The sequence below is a fragment of the Arsukibacterium sp. UBA3155 genome (assembly GCA_002364615.1).
Classification (GTDB): Bacteria; Pseudomonadota; Gammaproteobacteria; order Enterobacterales; family Alteromonadaceae; genus Alishewanella.
The window spans coordinates 41,789-59,784 of sequence record DEYP01000011.1 but is presented as its reverse complement, the minus strand read 5'-3'; the positions used below and the strand labels follow the sequence as shown (position 1 = coordinate 59,784).

Genomic DNA, 17,996 nt, shown 5'->3' with positions numbered 1-17,996 from the left:
AATGACTACATTGACCTTTTCAATTTATCGGTACAACCCTGACGTTGATACCGCGCCCCGGATGCAGGATTACACCCTGGAAAATCCGGAAGGCCGTGACATGATGGTGCTGGATGCGCTGATTAAGCTGAAAGAACAGGATCCGACGTTGTCTTTCCGGCGCAGTTGCCGGGAAGGGGTTTGTGGTTCTGACGGCTTGAATATGAACGGCAAAAACGGTCTGGCCTGTATTACACCCTTGTCTGAGGTAGGTAAAGGTAAGGGCGGCAAAATTGTCGTTCGCCCTTTGCCGGGTTTACCGGTAGTACGGGATTTGGTGGTTGACATGAGTCAGTTCTACACCCAGTACGAGAAAGTAAAACCTTACTTGATCAACGATGATAAGTTACCGCCCGCCGGTGAGTTTTTGCAAAGTCCGGAAGAGCGCGCTAAGCTTGATGGCTTATACGAATGTATTTTGTGTGCGTGTTGTTCCAGTTCTTGCCCGTCGTTCTGGTGGAATCCAGATAAATTCATTGGCCCGGCAGGTTTGTTACACGCTTATCGTTTCTTGGCAGACAGTCGTGACACGGCTACTGAGCAGCGATTAAATGACTTAGACGATGCCTTTAGTGTATTCCGCTGTCATGGCATTATGAATTGTGTAAACGTTTGTCCGAAGGGCTTAAACCCAACTAAAGCCATTGGCCAGATAAAATCGATGTTGTTAAACCGGGCGCTGTAATGCGCCCTTATTTTAGTTAATATTTGAAAAACCGGCCATTTCGCCAGCGAAGTGACGGTTTTTTTGCTACTTTTTTCCAGGTGCTCAGAAATAAGGGAAACTAAATGCACGAAGGTGTAATGAAGGCGTGGTTAGAGTCTTCACATCTTGGCGGTGGTAACATGGCCTATGTGGATGAACTCTATGAATCCTACCTAGCAGAGCCCACCAGTGTTGGTGACGAATGGCGTGAGTTTTTCGCCGGTTTGCCAAAAATCGATGGGGTCGATCTTGAAACTCGACACGCTGACGTACGTCAGCAGTTTGCCGATTTAGCCCGTAACAAGCACCGTGAAGTGGTGGTTGTTAACAGTGGTAGCGCTACTGACACCCGTCAGGTCAAAGTGCTGCAACTTATCAATTCTTATCGTTTCCGCGGTCATCAGCATGCAAACCTTGACCCGTTAAATTTATGGAAACAACCAAGAGTTCGTGACCTTGAACTGTCGTTTCATGATTTGTCTGAAGCTGATTACGATACCGAGTTCAATGTTGGATCATTCGCCAGTGGTCAGGAAACCATGAAATTAGGCGATTTGCATAAAGCACTGGAAAAAACCTACTGCGGTTCTATCGGCGCTGAGTATATGCATATCGTCTCGACCGACGAGAAACGCTGGATCCAGCAACGACTTGAAGGCACCCAATCTACTTCGGTATTTGATAAAGAAACCCGACTCGGCATTTTAAAAGGCCTGGTGGCAGCAGATGGCCTGGAAAAATATTTAGGCTCTAAGTTCCCGGGAGCCAAACGTTTTGGCCTGGAAGGTGGCGACGCCATGATCCCGATGCTAAAAGCCATGATACATCGTGCTGGTGAGCAGGGAGCGAAAGATTCTGTTATTGGTATGGCCCACCGTGGCCGCCTGAATACCTTAATTAACGTCCTGGGTAAAAACCCGTCTACCTTGTTCGACGAATTTGCCGGTAAATATGAAGTGGTTGGCGCCGGTGATGTTAAATACCATATGGGTTTTTCATCCGATTTTGCGACCAAAGGCGGCAATGTCCATTTGGCCTTAGCGTTTAATCCTTCACATCTGGAAATCGTTAATCCGGTGGTGATTGGTTCAGTGCGCGCCAGACTGGATCGTCGGGGTTGTACTGACGGTTCTCTGGCATTACCTATTACCATTCACGGTGATTCTGCTTTTGCCGGTCAGGGTGTAGTGGCTGAAACCTTTAATATTTCGCAAACCCGAGCTTTCAAAGTGGGTGGCACGGTGCGGGTGGTCATTAATAACCAGGTGGGCTTTACCACCTCTAACCCGGAAGATACCCGCTCTACACCATATTGTACTGATATTGCCAAGATGGTGCTGGCGCCTATTTTTCATGTTAACGGTGATGATCCGGAAGCTGTCATATTTGTGGCGCAATTAGCAGTAGATTACCGTAATACATTTAAACGTGACGTCGTTATCGATTTATTTTGTTATCGGCGTAATGGTCACAATGAGTCTGACGAGCCAAACGCGACTCAGCCATTGATGTATCAGAAAATTAAGAAGCATCCGACGCCACGCGAGATTTACGCTAAGAAATTAGTGAATGAAGGCGTTTGCACCGAAGATGATATTAAGGCGTTAATTAACGATTATCGTGATGCGCTGGATAAAGGCGATTGCGTGGTTGACGAGTGGCAGCCAATGAGCGAGCCGTCGGTTGACTGGACGCCATTTCTGGGCCACGACTGGGATGCAACCTACGATGCCAGCATGGCAGTAGAAAAGCTGGTGGCGCTGGGTGAAAAAGCGATCCATGTACCTGATAATGTTACGTTACAGCGCCAGGTAAACCGTGTTTATGAAGACCGGGCATTAATGTTAACCGGCGAGAAGAAGATCGATTGGGGCATGGCTGAAATACTTGCCTATGCTGCAACAGTTGCCGATGGTAACCGGATCCGCTTTGTCGGCCAGGATTCCGGTCGAGGTACCTTCTTTCATCGTCATGCAGTATTACATAATCAGGATGATGGCAGTGCTTATACACCGTTGACTAAAATCAGCGATGAGCAGGGACCATTTCAGATTTTTGATTCTGCGTTATCAGAAGAAGCCGTACTGGCTATCGAATACGGCTATGCAACAGCTGAGCCGCGGGCGATGGTGATCTGGGAAGCGCAGTTTGGTGATTTTGCCAACGGTGCTCAGGTGGTTATCGATCAGTTCTTAAGTTCTGGTGAACAGAAATGGGGCCGTTTGTGTGGTTTAACCTTATTATTGCCACACGGTTATGAAGGGCAAGGCCCGGAGCACTCATCCGCACGGTTAGAGCGCTTCCTGCAGTTATGTGCAGATCACAACATGCAGGTTTGTGTGCCGACCACGCCAGCTCAGGTATTTAATATGCTGCGCCGGCAAATGGTTCGGCCGATGCGCCGGCCGTTAATTGTGATGTCACCAAAATCCCTGCTGCGTCACCCTCAGGCGACCTCATCGCTCGAAGAGCTGGCATCAGGCAAGTTCCTTAATGTTATTGGTGAGATTGATGACATTAAACCAGACGCGGTAAAACGCGTTGTATTCTGTAGTGGCAAGGTGTACTACGAACTGCTTGAAGAACGTCGCAAACGTGAGCAGACTGACGTTGCCATTGTTCGGGTAGAGCAGTTGTACCCGTTCCCCCGGGAAGAGTTGATGGACGTGCTTAGTCAGTATCAGCATGTAACCGATTTTGTCTGGTGTCAGGAAGAACCACAAAATCAGGGCGCCTGGTACTGCAGTCAGCACCATTTCCGCTCTGCTATTCCTAAAGATGGCTATTTGAGCTATGCCGGGCGTGAAGCATCATCGTCACCAGCTGTAGGATATCTGTCGGTACATAATAAGCAGCAGCAGGCTTTGGTTAACGACGCACTGAGCATTAAATAATACAATGACCGGCCCGGCTAGCGGGCTGGTTAAACGAAAAAAGACTAACCGGTAAAAGGTGAAAAAGTGGAAATTAAAGTACCCGTACTTCCAGAATCTGTTGCTGATGCAACCATCGCCACCTGGCACGTTAAAGCAGGCGAAGCCGTAACACGCGATCAGGTATTAGTTGATATTGAAACCGACAAAGTGGTACTTGAAGTGGCTGCCCAGGCCGATGGCGTCATGGGTGAAATTATTCATGATACCGGTGCGACCGTTTCTGCAGAAGAAGTGATCGGTAAAATGGAAGCCGGTGGCTCCGCAGAGAAAAAAGACGATTCGTCAGATAAGAAAGACGACGCTGGCGACAAGAAAAAATCGGCTACAGACAGCAAAGATGCACAGTCATCAGCAAAATCAGAAGCAAAGTCTGATGACAAAGCAGATGACAGCAACGACGATGCATTAAGCCCGTCAGTGCGTCGGATGATTTCAGAAAAAGGTTTAGACGCCAGTAAAATTAAAGGCTCAGGCAAAAACGGCCGCGTAACCAAGGAAGATGTTGAGAAATTTGTTGCTGACAGCAGCAAAAAGCCTTCAGGCAGCAGTTCAACTACGTCAGCCGTTGCCGGCGATCGCAGTCAGAAACGCGTACCAATGACTCGTTTACGGAAAACGATTGCCAACCGTCTGTTGCAAGCGAAAAACTCCACGGCAATGTTAACGACCTTTAACGAAGTGAACATGAAGCCTATAATGGACCTGCGTAAGCAATATCAGGACGTGTTTGAAAAGCGCCATGGTATTCGTCTGGGCTTTATGTCGTTCTACGTTAAAGCAGTGACTGAAGCGCTGAAGCGCTTCCCTGAAGTTAATGCAGCAATTGATGGCGATGACATTGTGTACCACAACTATTTTGATGTCAGTATTGCGGTATCAACGCCACGTGGTCTGGTAACGCCGGTATTACGTGACTGCGACAAAATGAACCTGGCTGAAATTGAAAAAGCCATCAAAGACTTAGCGTTAAAAGGACGTGATGGCAAGTTAGCGATGGACGATTTAACCGGTGGTAATTTTACTATTACTAACGGTGGTGTATTTGGCTCGCTAATGTCGACCCCCATTATTAACCCGCCACAGTCGGCTATTCTGGGAATGCATAAAATTCAGGACCGGGTAATGGTGGTTGATGGCAAGATGGAAATTCTGCCAATGATGTATCTGGCATTGTCTTACGATCACCGGATTATCGATGGTAAAGAGTCGGTAGGTTTCCTGGTAACCATTAAAGAATTGCTGGAAGATCCAACCCGTATTTTACTGGATATCTGATTATTCAGAAAAAGTGCAAGAAAATGCTGTTGTTTTAGGACAACAGCATTTTGTATTTCGCCGGTTGGCACTATAATATGCGCCGATCGAAACATCAGGCTGCACCATAACGGGCAGCTTCCATATTCAAATGAACGGAAAATAGCCATGAATTTGCACGAGTATCAGGGTAAGCAACTGTTTGCCCAATATGGTTTGCCTGTATCTAAAGGCATCGCCGCAGCTACGGTAGAAGAAGCGGTAGCAGCTGCAGATAAAATCGGCGGCGATATGTTTGTTGTCAAAGCACAGGTTCACGCTGGCGGTCGCGGTAAAGCGGGCGGCGTTAAACTGGTTAAAAGCAAAGAAGACATCAAAGCATTCGCGGAAAAGTGGCTTGGTAAAAACCTGGTTACGTATCAGACAGACGAAAAAGGTCAGCCTGTTAGCCGTATTTTGGTTGAACCTTGTACAGATATTGCTCAGGAATTGTATCTGGGCGCTGTGGTTGATCGCGCTTCACGTCGTATCGTGTTTATGGCCTCTACTGAAGGCGGCGTTGAAATTGAAACGGTTGCCCATGAAACCCCGGAAAAAATCTTAAAAGCGGCTATCGACCCGTTGGTTGGCGCGCAGCCGTACCAGGGCCGTGACCTGGCGTTTAAACTGGGCCTTGAAGGCAAGCAAGTTAACCAGTTCGTCAAAATCTTTATGGGTTTAGCGAAACTGTTCCAGGAAAAAGACCTGGCATTGCTTGAAGTTAACCCGCTGGTTATTACCCCAGCCGGTGATTTGCACTGTTTAGATGCCAAGTTAGTGATTGATGGCAATGCGCTGTACCGTCACCCTGAATTAAAAGCGATGCAAGATCCTTCACAGGAAGATCCTCGTGAAGCGCATGCCGCGTCGTGGGAACTGAACTACGTGGCGTTAGGTGGTGATATCGGTTGTATGGTTAACGGTGCAGGCCTGGCAATGGGCACTATGGACATCGTTAAGCTGCATGGTGGTAAGCCGGCTAACTTCCTGGACGTTGGTGGTGGTGCCACCAAAGAGCGCGTTGTTGAAGCCTTTAAAATTATCCTGTCTGATGATGCTGTTAAAGCAGTATTTATTAACATTTTCGGCGGTATCGTGCGTTGCGATATGATTGCTGAAGGTGTTATTGGCGCGGTGAAAGAAGTTGGCGTTAAAGTACCGGTAGTGGTGCGTCTGCAGGGCAACAATGCAGAAGTTGGTGCTAAAGTGCTGTCTGAAAGCGGCCTGAATATCATCGCTGACACAGACCTGACCAGTGCTGCCAAGCAAGTGGTTGCAGCAGCGGCTAAGGCATAAGGGGTAACGAATGAGCGTATTAATTAATAAAGATACCAAAGTAATTTGTCAGGGTTTCACCGGTGCTCAGGGTACCTTTCACTCTGAACAAGCAATCGCATACGGTACCAAGATGGTTGGTGGCGTAACACCAGGTAAAGGCGGTCAGACTCATTTAGGTTTGCCTGTTTTTAACACAGTTCAGGAAGCCGTAGATGCAACAGGCGCTACTGCATCTGTTATTTATGTACCGGCAGCATTTTGTAAAGACTCTATTCTGGAAGCGGCAAACAGCGGCATTCAGTTAATCGTCTGTATTACTGAAGGCATCCCAACACTTGATATGTTAGATGCTAAAGTAAAATGTGATGAATTAGGCGTAATCCTGATTGGCCCTAACTGTCCGGGTGTTATCACGCCGGGTGAATGTAAAATTGGTATTATGCCAGGCCACATTCATAAACCAGGCCGGGTCGGTATCGTTTCACGGTCAGGCACCCTGACGTATGAAGCAGTTAAGCAAACCACTGATCACGGTTTCGGCCAGTCTACCTGTGTTGGTATCGGTGGTGATCCAATTCCAGGTTCTAACTTTATCGACATTCTGAAGTTGTTCCAGGAAGATCCAAAAACCGAAGCTATCGTGATGATTGGTGAAATCGGCGGTTCTGCAGAAGAAGAAGCAGCAGCTTATATTAAAGAGCACGTAACTAAGCCTGTAGTATCTTACATCGCTGGTGTTACTGCACCTGCCGGTAAGCGGATGGGCCATGCTGGCGCTATCATCTCTGGTGGTAAAGGCACTGCAGATGAAAAGTTTGCTGCACTTGAAGATGCTGGTGTTAAGACGGTAAAAAGTTTGGCCGATATTGGTCAGGCGTTAAAAGAAGTTACTGGCTGGTAAGCTGTAGCTAAAAGAACAAAAAAAAACCGCCAGTTGGCGGTTTTTTTTATGCAAATAAAGCTCGGCACAGGGTGTTAAAATTAGAGTGAACGTACATTTTTGATTGCATTTCATTTTTGAGCCACTAGTATAGATTCAGATGTCGGTGAACTTTGACAATGTTGTGTTGTCACTCGCCGCCTTAAAACATAATAAAAATCTATTCAGGAAGCTTTTATGAAAAACGTTGCTCCAATTATCAGGAAGAAGCCGCTGTCGTTGGCAGTCAGCTGTGTGCTGGCGTCATCCATGTTTAGCCTGCAAGCGCAAGACCAAAGTGTTGAAACAGAAAAAGCCGAAGAGAAAACCGAACGGATTCAGGTCGTTGGTTCGCGGATCCGAACCGACGGTCTGGATCAGGCTGCGCCTATTGAAATAATCAGTGCCAGTGCAGCGGCCAGCCAGGGTATCAGCAATTTGGGCGAATTATTACGTAACTCTACCATTGCAGCCGGTTCAAACCAGATCACTGCGGCGGCATCTACCGCTTTTGTTACTGAAGGTGGCTCTGGTTCAGAAAGCATTTCATTGCGTGGTTTAGGCGCTAACCGTACTCTTGTTTTATTAAATGGACGCCGCGCAGGCCCTGCCGGTACCCGTGGTCAGGTATCTTCTTTTGATCCGAACGTATTGCCATTATCCGCAATCGACCGCATTGAAATCTTAAAAGATGGCGCTTCATCGCTGTACGGCTCTGACGCCGTTGCTGGTGTAATTAATATTATTACCAAAAAAGGTGATGACGCTTCGGTAAACTTTAATACTTCACAACCCACCGAAAGCGGTGGTGAAAACTATCAGTTAAACGCCACTTACGGTAAAACTTTTGGCCGGGGCTCATTCCGAGTTGTTGGCGATTATAAAATGCAGGAAGAGCTGGCACAGGGCCAGCGTAGTTTCTTCAATTGTGCCGAGCGTTATATTTTTGATCCAGTAAGTGGTGAGCGGGTTGACCCGATTGATCCGAGAACCGGTAAGGCTCATTGTAATGATTTATTATGGGGCCATATCTGGTTATATGACTATCAGGGCGATGGCGGCAACGTGCCGGCTGGCGCCAAGGCACAGTTTGATTACGATGGTGACTTAGCCAACTATATTCCTGGTTTTGCGACAGATCCAAGCAACCCGGATTTTCTGGTTGCACCTCCTGGTTGGTTCCCGGTAGCGTATGACCGCGCTTCAGATGCGGTAGCGAACGCTGACCATCCGTTTCAAGATCGCGAAACATTAATTCCGGAAAATGAATTAATTACTGCCTATGCTCAGGGTGATTATGAGCTAAGTGATAGCGTCATGCTTTATGGTGAAGCTTTACTTAACCGCCGGACTACGACCAGTAACGGATACCGTCAGTTCTGGAGTTATAAATACAATGAAGACTTTTTTGCCGGTGACCCGTTAAGCGCTGGTTGGACTGGTGCCCAGTGGTTAAGCCCTACCGCTATTACCGACCATTCAGGTGAGAAAATCACGGTAGATTACCGTCGTTTTGTACTCGGTTTAAATGGTGATTTTGGCAACTGGTTCTGGGATGTGTCTTATCAGGATACTCATAATGACGGTGAGTATCAGTCTAAGTTAATTTATGAAGATGCGATATCGCCGTATAACTTTGCCTCAGGTTCATGCGCTGGTGAAGTTACCCCAATTCGTGGTGTACCTTGTGTGGATGTTCCCTGGTTAGATCCGCAATTCCTGGCGGGTAATATCACCGGTGAGGTACGTGACTTCCTGTTTGGCGAGCAGATAGGTAATACAGTTTATAAACAGCAAACGCTGGAAGGTTATATTACCGGTGATTTATTGGAATTACCGGCAGGCCCAATTGGTGTGGTAGTGGGTGCCAGTTATCAGCGCGATTCTATTAAAGATACCCCCGGATCAGAAACCCTACGCGCCAATACCTGGGGTCAGACTTCTGCCGGCATCACCGAAGGTAAACACAATACCAAGGCAGTATTTACTGAACTACAAATCCCAGTACTGCGTGATATGCCGTTTGCTGAGTCAGTGGACTTTAATCTGTCTGGGCGATATACCGACGTATCATCTTACGGTAGCGATTACACCTACAAAGCGGGTGTTAACTGGCAGATTGGCCAGGGCTTCCGCCTGCGAGCTTCCCGTGGTACTTCATTCCGCTCGCCAGCATTGTATGAATTGTATCTGAATAATCAGACCAGTTTTGTTGGTCAGCGGGCTATCGACCCTTGTATTAACTGGGGTGACGGCGTAGCAGCGGGCACTACCCTTGAAATAGTGGCGGATAACTGTGCGGCTGATGGCATCCCGGCTGATTTTGGTGGTGGTGCGATTTCTGCAACTGTTACCACTGGTGGTGGTGCGGGTCAGTTGGAGGCAGAAACCTCAGTTGCAAAAACAGTTGGCTTAGTCTGGATCCCTGAGTTTATCGATAATTTCAGCGCGTCAATTGACTATTTCAATATTGAAATTACTGGTGAAGTAACGAGTTTAACTGCAGGTCAAATTGTTGGTAATTGTTATATTTCTGAAACTTTTGGTACTGAACCACTTTGCAGCCAATTTGATCGTGACCCAACTGATTTACGGATCACCGATGTACGTGGTGGTTACCTGAATATTTCAACTCAGGTTAATCGTGGTATTGATATGCAACTAGGATACAGGATTGATACACCTGTGGGTGAGTTAAGCGCCACCTACCAGCATACTCGTCAGCTAGAGGCATCACAGAAATTATTTGCTACCAGTGAGCCATTGGACAGAACCGGTGAAATAGGTAGTCCAAAAGATGTCGGTAATCTAATGGTAGCCTTAGACTATGATGACTGGACGTTTAATTGGACAGCTCGCTATATAGCTGCTGTATCAAATGGTGACAACATTACAACGACCTATCGTGGTGAAGATGTACGGATCGTTGTAGATGCTGATGCGGTTGTTTATCATGCCTTCTCAGTGACCAAAGAGTTCCGCGATGCCGGGCTTGATGTAACGTTTGGTGTGGCAAATGCCTTTGATAAAGAGCCGCCTAAAGTAAGTTCTAGCGCGCGGGTTAGCCGTTTAGGCACCTCTGCTTTCTACAGTCAGTATGACTGGTTAGGCCGTCGCTTGTTCTTAAACGCGTCATACTCGTTCTGAGTTTAGTTATTAGCAGTTAAATAAATGCCGGCGAAAGTCGGCATTTTTATTTACTTAGCAAGCTAAAACAGGTTAAAAACATAGCCTGGCTTTACCCGTGAAAGAGTTGCGGTTAAAAGTAAAAATATAGAAAAGAGATTAACATGCCAACGATCCACGCTAAACCCGACACGTTAAACAGCATTAATGCTAATTATCAGCAAACCGCGCTACAACAGCCGGTATTTTTAAACTCTGTGCCAAAATGCGGCACGCATTTATTGAAAAATATTTTCAGAATGTTTGTGCCGGTAGCGCAGCAGTATGATAAGCAATTTATTCAGATCCCGATTTTGCACCAGCATCTGGCCGCGTTCAGTTCTGTCCAGCCTCAGCTTAGCTGGGGCCATTTATTGTTCTCCGACAGCTCAGCCATTGCCCTGAAAAATGTCCGGCAGCTGGTTATTGTGCGTGATCCGTATGACTGGGTACTGGCTCGTGCCCGATTTTTCCTGTCTGATACTTTTCAGGGGTCTATGGATCACTTAAAAGGTGGCAAAGTATCTATTGAGCAAATGCTGAATATGATGATTTTTGGTATTTACCAGAAAGCGCCAACCTTAAACGAAATTTATACTCATAATGCGGTGGCCTGGCTCGGAACCGGTAGTAAGTTAGTGCGCTTCGAAGACGTTATTTCATATTTGAAAAAACTGGATACGCCACAGGCCGAAGCCTTTTTTACAGATTTATTGCAACCACTGGGTTTAGCTGAGTTACCGGCAGATTGGCGTGAGCGGGTGTTAGCCGGCGCCGATAAAGAACAAAGCGGCACCTACCGCGAAAACCTGGCCGGACAAAAAGTGGAGTTACCTGCGGTATTGCCCGATATGCAAAAGCAATTGGTTGAATATGCCGCGCCGGGGTTGCGCCGTCTACTGGGTTACTATTAAAAAAATAATAAGCAATAAGTGGTGGAAGCCTAATGCAACAACGTAAAGTACTGATCGTCGGTGGTGGTTCAGCTGGCTGGATGACCGCCGCCTATCTTAACGGTGCCCTGAATAAGCAGGGTACCGAACAGAATGTCTTGATTGAATTGCTGGAATCACCCGATATTCCAAGAATTTCGGTAGGCGAAGCGACCATACCCTCTATGCGCCATTTGCTGGCAGTAGTCGGGGTGGACGAGCTGGAGTTTATGAAAGCCACCGATGCGACCTTTAAACAATCCATCAAATATTGTAACTGGGTACATAATGACAACAGTTTTTACCATCATCCGTTTACCAGTATGCGGGTACAGCCTATCGACCGCGCCGGCAGTGACTGGCTGAAAAGCGATCGCAGTATACCTTTTATGGAAACGTGCTCGGCACAACCCATTATATGTGAAATGGGCCTGGCGCCGCTGATGCTGGGTAAATGGGATATGGGCTCCCGCTTAAACTATGCCTACCATATGAACGCCCAGAAATTTGCTGATTACCTGCGCGATTTTTCTACCGCACGTGGTGTCGTTCATACCCTGGCGAATTTAGCGGGTGTTGAAATGCAAGGCCCGGATAAGATTGTTGCAGTAACAACCGATCAACAACAGCGGTTAACGGCAGATTTATTTGTTGATTGCACTGGCTTTAAAGCCAAGTTAATTGAAGAGCAGCTTGGCGTGGGTTTTGAAGATTGCTCGCAATGGTTATTGTGCGATCGCGCCATCACCATGCATCTACCTTATGATAAGTTTTATCCGGGAATGGTCAGACCATATACCACGGCCACAGCATTATCTGCAGGTTGGATTTGGGATATCCCGATGCAGAACCAGCGTTCAGTCGGCTATGTCCATTCCAGCAAATTTATCAGTGCTGAACAAGCCGAGCGGGAAATGCGGGCGTATCAGGGGCCAGGTACCGAACAACTGAAAGCCAGAGTAGTGGATTTTAAAGTTGGCCGTCGTCAGGGCAACTGGCGTGGCAACTGTGTAGCCATCGGTTTGTCGGGCGGCTTTATTGAGCCATTGGAATCTACCGGTTTATATTTGAGTGATTTAGGCGCAGTATTACTGGCAGAGCATTTTCCGCATGATGAGCAGGATATGGCCGTATTAGCGGGCCGGTATAACCGGTTAATGGCCAACCGTTTTTATGAAATTCTTGATTTTATTAATATGCATTATTGTATGACCAAGCGCACGGATACCGAGTTTTGGCGTGAAGTACAAAAACCAGAGCGGATCACGGAACGGTTAAAAGCCAAGCTGGCGTACTGGCGAATTAAACCGCCCAGTGCCCATGATTTTCAGGATCAATGGTACCCCGGCATGGCCACGACGATAAATAGTGGTGCTGCAACCGCGGATAACCGGGCAGCGATTGATACCGGCGGTTTATGGAATCACGAAAGCTACGAGTGTATTTTATATGGTATGGGCTTTCTTGAAGACGAATGCCGGCAGCGCTACGGCCCAGATTTGCCGGCTACCGGCGTACATCCTGCTATTATTCAACGTTTACAAATGGCCCGGCAAAAACTGCCACCGCATGCTATCTGGTTAAACCGGGTATTGGCAATGCCAGAATATCCGACTGTCTGCCGACCAAAAGGCTGGGTGTAGCAGGCTAGACCGCTGACCATGTGGGTCCTGGTCGGTTTTTTGCCAAACATACAATAGCTACTGCCAATAGCGGTGTTATAATGCCGGCCATTACTATTCTCTTTATTTGTTTTACAAGGACAATTTTCATTATGGCGGACGTTGAACATCGCCCCAGCAATTTTATCCGGCAAATTATCGATGCCGATTTGGCCAGTGGCAAACATAGCGCGGTCCAAACGCGTTTTCCGCCCGAGCCCAACGGTTTTTTACATATTGGCCATGCTAAGTCTATTTGCTTAAACTTTGGTATTGCCAAAGATTATCAGGGGCAGTGTAATTTACGCTTTGACGATACTAACCCTGAAAAAGAGAATATCGATTTCGTTAACTCTATTCAGCAAGACGTTAACTGGTTAGGCTTCGATTGGAGTGGCAAGGTCCGGTATTCATCAGATTACTTTGATGCCCTGCATGATTTCGCCGTTGAGTTAATCAGCAAAGGCCTGGCTTATGTGTGTTTTCTTAACAATGAACAGATGCGTGAGTATCGTGGCAACTTAACCCAGCCCGGTAAAAATAGTCCAACCCGTGACACCTCAATAGATGAGAACCTGGCACTGTTTGCAAAAATGCGGGCCGGCGGCTTTAAAGAGGGTGAATGTTCTTTGCGAGCCAAAATTGATATGGCATCCAGTTTTATGTGTATGCGCGACCCGGTGATTTACCGGGTGAAATTTGCTCATCACCATCAAACCGGCGATAAGTGGTGCATTTACCCAATGTACGACTTTACCCATTGTATTTCGGATGCGCTTGAAGGGATCACCCATTCGCTGTGTACCCTGGAGTTCCAGGATAACCGCCGTTTATATGATTGGATCCTGGATAACATCTCGATCAAATGCCACCCACAGCAAATTGAGTTTTCCAGGCTTAATCTGGAATTCGCGGTAATGAGTAAGCGTAAACTGCAAACCCTGGTTGAAAAACAGGTGGTCAGCGGTTGGGATGACCCACGGATGCCAACGATAGCTGGCCTGCGCCGGCGCGGTTACACGCCAGCCTCTATTCGTGAATTTGCCAAACGTATTGGTGTTACCAAACAAGACAATGTCATTGAAATGAGCGCGCTGGAAGCCTGTATCCGCGAAGATTTAGATGCGGCGGCGCCAAGGGCAATGGCGGTGCTCGACCCGCTTAAGGTAACGATCACTAATTACCCGGCTGATGGCATTGAGTGGCTTGATGGGCCAAACCATCCCAAAGATGACAGCATGGGCAGTCGTAAACTGCCTTTTGGTGCCGTGGTCTATATTGATCGGGCAGATTTCAGGGAAGAGGCGAACAAAAAGTATAAGCGGCTGGTATTGAACAGTGATGTCCGGCTTCGCAATGCTTATGTTATTCACGCGGATGAGGTGATTAAAGACACCGACGGCAATATTGTTGAATTAAAATGCAGTTATTTACCGGAAACGCTGGGCGAAAACCCGGCTGATGGTCGCAAAGTGCGCGGGGTAATTCACTGGGTAGAGGCAACCCATGCGCTGCCTGCTGAATTCCGGGTTTATGACCGGCTGTTCAGTGTCGCTAACCCGGCAGCAGAAGAAGATTTTCTGACAGTGATTAACCCGGCATCGTTATTGATTAAGCAAGGTTATGTGGAACCCTCTTTGCAGACTGCTAAGGCAGAGCAAGCGTATCAGTTTGAAAGGGAAGGTTACTACTGTGCTGATCGTGCATCTTCTGCAAATACGTTAATTTTCAACCGCACTGTTGGTCTGCGGGACAGTTGGGGTAACGCTGAAGAATAAGCGCTAAAATAGTGCTGCTGACATAATAAAGGCCACAATTGTGGCCTTTATTATTTAGAGCGAGATGTTGGCAACCCAGAGTAAATGTTTATTTTTTCAGTAATACACCAATTCCAATAATAGCAGCCAGGCCACCGGCAACCAGATACCAGACCGCGTTATCGGTCGGGCTACCGGTAACAAACTCGGTGACCTCTGAAGCCGCCGAGTTATACGCGTTGTAACCGAAATAAAGCAGCACTGCACCCACAACTAATAACGCTAAACCAATAATTTTATTCATATCGTTCTCCTTTGTTATCCACACCAGTCTAGCTAATAATTTAATGAAAGCAAATCAGTATGTTATTAAAGTGAATAAAACAGAAAATAAAGGTTCTCCCTCTACGGTTGCGGCTGGTCTAGCTTGATATTTAACGATTTTTTCCTGCAAACTTATCCTTGATAAACTGGGTTATTGCCGCGCTGAGTCTGATATCATAAGCACAGACGCCGAATCGCTAAACTGAGGCTATATATGGAGTTATTTCTGGCAGTACTTTTTTTTGCATTTTCCACCACTATTACTCCTGGTCCTAATAATGTGATGATAATGTCATCCGGAGTAAATTACGGCATCAAACAAAGCGTGCCTCACTGGCTGGGAATTTGTTTTGGCTTCCCGCTGATGGTGCTTTTGGTCGGTTTAGGCTTTGGTGTGATATTTGACCGCTATCCGCAGTTGCACCAGTTAATCAAAATCGCCGGTACCTTATACTTAATCTGGCTTGCCTGGCGTATTGCCAGTGCCAGACCTGAAACTATTGCCACTGGCAAAAGTAAGCCATTTACTTTTGTGCAAGCTGCGTTGTTTCAATGGGTTAACGGTAAGGCCTGGGTGATGGCCTCAGGTGCCGTCGCCGCGTTCACGTCAGTCTCTGGCGTTTACTGGTGGCAGGTAGCCATGATTACCCTGGCATTTTTAATGATGGCGTTTCCATGCGTTGGCGTTTGGCTGGTATTTGGTGCCGGTTTGCGCAAAGTGCTAACAAAGCCGCTGTTTCAGCGAATTTTTAATATCTTTATGGGATCCATATTATTGCTTTCTGTGTTGCCGGTTATTGCACAAATCTGGCGCTATTACTTCACAGCGGCAAGTTAAGGCTGTTAAGGTAACGGTAATGAACGGGTCTGAAGAGAAAATAAAACTGGAGCATGAGGCCGCCCGGATTTTTATGCGCCGGTATCAGCAGCGCTTTGGCATTAAGATGCGCCATATCTGGCACAATGAACCCGCCAGACCCGATGTGTCCTGCTACTACGAAAACACTAAGCTGGATTTAGAAATTGCCCACCTGTATGGCAGCGAAGTAGAAGCCATGCATATTCTGGGCAGGGCAATTAGCGCAGAAACGCATCGTGAGCTGATGGCGCTGCTGCGAACGCCACCAGAGCATCGCTTGCTGACTGCCCTGAACCGGATTATCAGCAGTAAGGCACAGAAGCATTATCAGAGCGACAATGTCTGGCTGGTGATCCGCAATGCTAATCCATTATGGACTCGGGAGGACATGCTGTCACACTGCGATAAATTATGTATGCCTAAGTCTCACCCGTTTAAGCAAATCTGGCTGGTGGGCGATATGGCAGGAGAGTCGGGTATACTGCCGCTTTATCCGGCTGCGCTACGTCAGCAAGAGGAGCAACAATGCTAAATTTTTATCATGCTCTGGCCCGTAAACTTAAACCATTACAACCGTTATGGTTACTGCTGGCGCTGGCTAGTCTGGTGTGGCTCGGTTATTTATTGTTGCTGGCGCCGGTGGCACTAAGCCAGCGCTGGCAGTTGACCGCAACGGTTTGTTTCGCGTTTTCGCTTAATGTCATGCTGCTAACCTTACTGTTTGCGGAGCCGGCTACAGATGGCCCTGCCACCGATTTCTGGAGCCGGCTGCTAAACCGCCTGCGTTATGCTGGCCGATATCTGCTTGGCTGCCTGGTTAGCGTGCTATTTCTGCTTATTGTATGGCTGTTTCTGCGTATCGCACTGGGTATAATGGTGCCATTACTTTCTTAAACCAGTTGGCAGGGCGATTGTTGCAACATTCAAATCAATCCGTTTATAACGGAATATGGCGTATCTTCTGCTCGGTAGTGGATAATTTCGGTGATATTGGTATTTGTTGGCGCATCAGTCGCCAGCTCGTGGCTGAGCATGGCCTGAAAGTGCAGCTCTGGGTAGATGATTTAGCTAGTTTTCAACGCATTTGCCCGCAAATTAATCCCAAATGCGTTACTCAGTCGGTGTTGGGGGTCGAGGTATGCTATTGGCCGGCTGCGCAAGAATCTGTCGTTAACTGGCAGCAGTTACCCGCCGCCGCTGTGGTAATAGAAGCATTAGCCTGCACTATTCCTGCGGCATATAAGCAGCAAATGGCAAGTCAGCAACCTGCACCGCTTTGGATAAATCTGGAATATTTATCGGCTGAACCCTGGGTAGAAGGTTGTCATGGCCTGAGTTCGCCACAAGCAGCGCTGGCCGTGAATAAATATTTTTTCTTCCCGGGCTTTACCAAACTTACCGGCGGCCTGCTGTATGAGCAGGGCCTGGCCCAGCAACTTGCCACTTTTATTGAATCAAAGCAGGACCAAACCGCATTCTGGCAAAAACTAGCCATTAAACATACTGATTATCAGTTAAAAGTGTCGATGTTTGCTTACAGCCATGCCCATATTTCTGAGCTTATACAGCAATGGCAGCAGCATCCCGCTAAGGTATTGTGCGTTATTCCGCAAGGCGATCTTGCTAATGCGCTTGCTGCGCAGTACCCCGACTGTCCGGGGTTGTTAACTGGCGATATTGTGCAATTGGATAATCTGCATATAAAGGTTTTCTCTTTTCTGGCACAGCCCGATTATGATTTATTGCTGGCAGCTTGCGATGTTAATTTTGTCAGGGGTGAGGACTCGATTATCCGGGCGCACTGGGCGGGTAAGCCTTTTGTATGGCAAATTTACCGGCAGCAGGAAAATGCTCATCTGCTAAAGCTGCAGGCCTTTCTTGATCACTACTGCCGGCAAATGCCAGCTGGCCTTGCCGCGCCGGTGCAGCAGTGGTATCTGGACTGGAATATTGATCGCAATTTAACCAACAGTTGGCAGCAATTCTATCCGCTGCTCAGAGAAATTACCGATTATAATCAGCAATGGCGCCAACAATTGCTGGCAAATGGAGATCTTGCCAGCAACCTCGTGCACTTTGCCAAAAAAAAATTTATAATAACGCCCAATTTTTCCCAACAATGAAGAT

The 17,996-nt window shown here is 47.3% G+C and carries 14 protein-coding genes; 13 read left to right on the top strand and 1 reads right to left on the bottom strand.

Features of this window, described 5'->3' with window-relative positions; genetic code table 11:
• The first annotated feature begins 1 nt into the window (after position 1).
• The 9 genes from B2X65_RS03375 (at position 2) to glnS (ending at position 14,707) form a co-directional block, all read left to right on the top strand.
• Positions 2–724 carry a succinate dehydrogenase iron-sulfur subunit gene (locus tag B2X65_RS03375; protein ID WP_290610672.1) on the top strand — a complete coding sequence of 241 codons (723 nt, stop codon included), beginning with the start codon at positions 2–4 and terminating at the stop codon, positions 722–724.
• Between the two features lie 104 nt (positions 725–828).
• Complete coding sequence (locus B2X65_RS03370) at positions 829–3,639, top strand: 2-oxoglutarate dehydrogenase E1 component (RefSeq protein ID WP_290610671.1); 2,811 nt, start codon at positions 829–831, stop codon at positions 3,637–3,639.
• Positions 3,640–3,705: 66 nt separating this feature from the next.
• Positions 3,706–4,956 (top strand): 2-oxoglutarate dehydrogenase complex dihydrolipoyllysine-residue succinyltransferase, encoded by a 1,251-nt coding sequence (gene odhB / locus B2X65_RS03365; protein WP_290610669.1) that lies wholly within the window; start codon positions 3,706–3,708, stop codon positions 4,954–4,956.
• Between the two features lie 147 nt (positions 4,957–5,103).
• Complete coding sequence (gene sucC / locus B2X65_RS03360) at positions 5,104–6,270, top strand: ADP-forming succinate--CoA ligase subunit beta (protein ID WP_290610668.1); 1,167 nt, start codon at positions 5,104–5,106, stop codon at positions 6,268–6,270.
• Between the two features lie 10 nt (positions 6,271–6,280).
• The gene (gene sucD, locus B2X65_RS03355; protein ID WP_290610667.1) at positions 6,281–7,153 is read left to right on the top strand and encodes a succinate--CoA ligase subunit alpha; all 873 of its coding nucleotides are present in this window, start codon (positions 6,281–6,283) and stop codon (positions 7,151–7,153) included.
• A gap of 216 nt (positions 7,154–7,369) precedes the next feature.
• A complete protein-coding gene (locus B2X65_RS03350; protein ID WP_290610666.1) occupies positions 7,370–10,318 on the top strand; it encodes a TonB-dependent receptor domain-containing protein in 2,949 nt (982 codons plus the stop codon).
• 143 nt (positions 10,319–10,461) lie between these two features.
• On the top strand, positions 10,462–11,250 hold the full coding sequence (locus B2X65_RS03345) for a hypothetical protein (protein WP_290610665.1): 789 nt from the start codon (positions 10,462–10,464) through the stop codon (positions 11,248–11,250).
• Between the two features lie 32 nt (positions 11,251–11,282).
• Positions 11,283–12,911, top strand: a complete 1,629-nt coding sequence (locus B2X65_RS03340; protein WP_290610664.1) for a tryptophan halogenase family protein — start codon at positions 11,283–11,285, stop codon at positions 12,909–12,911.
• A 131-nt stretch (positions 12,912–13,042) separates the two neighbouring features.
• A complete protein-coding gene (gene glnS, locus B2X65_RS03335; protein WP_290610662.1) occupies positions 13,043–14,707 on the top strand; it encodes a glutamine--tRNA ligase in 1,665 nt (554 codons plus the stop codon).
• An 88-nt stretch (positions 14,708–14,795) separates the two neighbouring features.
• On the opposite strand, the gene B2X65_RS03330 is transcribed toward glnS, so the two are convergent.
• Positions 14,796–14,990, bottom strand: coding sequence for a DUF3185 family protein (locus B2X65_RS03330; RefSeq protein ID WP_097109843.1), 195 nt, complete (start codon positions 14,988–14,990; stop codon positions 14,796–14,798).
• Between the two features lie 234 nt (positions 14,991–15,224).
• On the opposite strand from B2X65_RS03330, the gene B2X65_RS03325 reads away from it, so the two are divergent.
• Genes B2X65_RS03325 through earP form a run of 4 tightly spaced genes read left to right on the top strand, consistent with a single transcriptional unit; the run spans position 15,225 to position 17,992 of the window.
• Entirely contained in the window at positions 15,225–15,848 is a 624-nt protein-coding gene (locus B2X65_RS03325; RefSeq protein ID WP_290610661.1) for a LysE family translocator, read from the top strand.
• 19 nt (positions 15,849–15,867) lie between these two features.
• Positions 15,868–16,401 (top strand): hypothetical protein, encoded by a 534-nt coding sequence (locus B2X65_RS03320; RefSeq protein ID WP_290610659.1) that lies wholly within the window; start codon positions 15,868–15,870, stop codon positions 16,399–16,401.
• A complete protein-coding gene (locus B2X65_RS03315) occupies positions 16,395–16,763 on the top strand; it encodes a hypothetical protein (RefSeq protein ID WP_290610658.1) in 369 nt (122 codons plus the stop codon). Before B2X65_RS03320 ends, B2X65_RS03315 begins: the two co-directional genes overlap by 7 nt.
• Before the next feature lie 20 nt (positions 16,764–16,783).
• Positions 16,784–17,992, top strand: coding sequence for an elongation factor P maturation arginine rhamnosyltransferase EarP (gene earP, locus B2X65_RS03310; RefSeq protein WP_290610657.1), 1,209 nt, complete (start codon positions 16,784–16,786; stop codon positions 17,990–17,992).
• The last annotated feature ends 4 nt before the right edge of the window (positions 17,993–17,996 follow it).

Coding starts and splice junctions, on each gene's coding strand:
- glnS (WP_290610662.1), top strand. CDS start 13,043: ATGGCGGACGTTGAACATCGCCCCAGCAATTTTATCCGGCAAATTATC.
- B2X65_RS03325 (WP_290610661.1), top strand. CDS start 15,225: ATGGAGTTATTTCTGGCAGTACTTTTTTTTGCATTTTCCACCACTATT.
- B2X65_RS03320 (WP_290610659.1), top strand. CDS start 15,868: ATGAACGGGTCTGAAGAGAAAATAAAACTGGAGCATGAGGCCGCCCGG.
- B2X65_RS03330 (WP_097109843.1), bottom strand. CDS start 14,990: ATGAATAAAATTATTGGTTTAGCGTTATTAGTTGTGGGTGCAGTGCTG.
- B2X65_RS03340 (WP_290610664.1), top strand. CDS start 11,283: ATGCAACAACGTAAAGTACTGATCGTCGGTGGTGGTTCAGCTGGCTGG.
- B2X65_RS03375 (WP_290610672.1), top strand. CDS start 2: ATGACTACATTGACCTTTTCAATTTATCGGTACAACCCTGACGTTGAT.
- B2X65_RS03370 (WP_290610671.1), top strand. CDS start 829: ATGCACGAAGGTGTAATGAAGGCGTGGTTAGAGTCTTCACATCTTGGC.
- B2X65_RS03315 (WP_290610658.1), top strand. CDS start 16,395: ATGCTAAATTTTTATCATGCTCTGGCCCGTAAACTTAAACCATTACAA.
- B2X65_RS03345 (WP_290610665.1), top strand. CDS start 10,462: ATGCCAACGATCCACGCTAAACCCGACACGTTAAACAGCATTAATGCT.
- B2X65_RS03350 (WP_290610666.1), top strand. CDS start 7,370: ATGAAAAACGTTGCTCCAATTATCAGGAAGAAGCCGCTGTCGTTGGCA.
- sucD (WP_290610667.1), top strand. CDS start 6,281: ATGAGCGTATTAATTAATAAAGATACCAAAGTAATTTGTCAGGGTTTC.
- sucC (WP_290610668.1), top strand. CDS start 5,104: ATGAATTTGCACGAGTATCAGGGTAAGCAACTGTTTGCCCAATATGGT.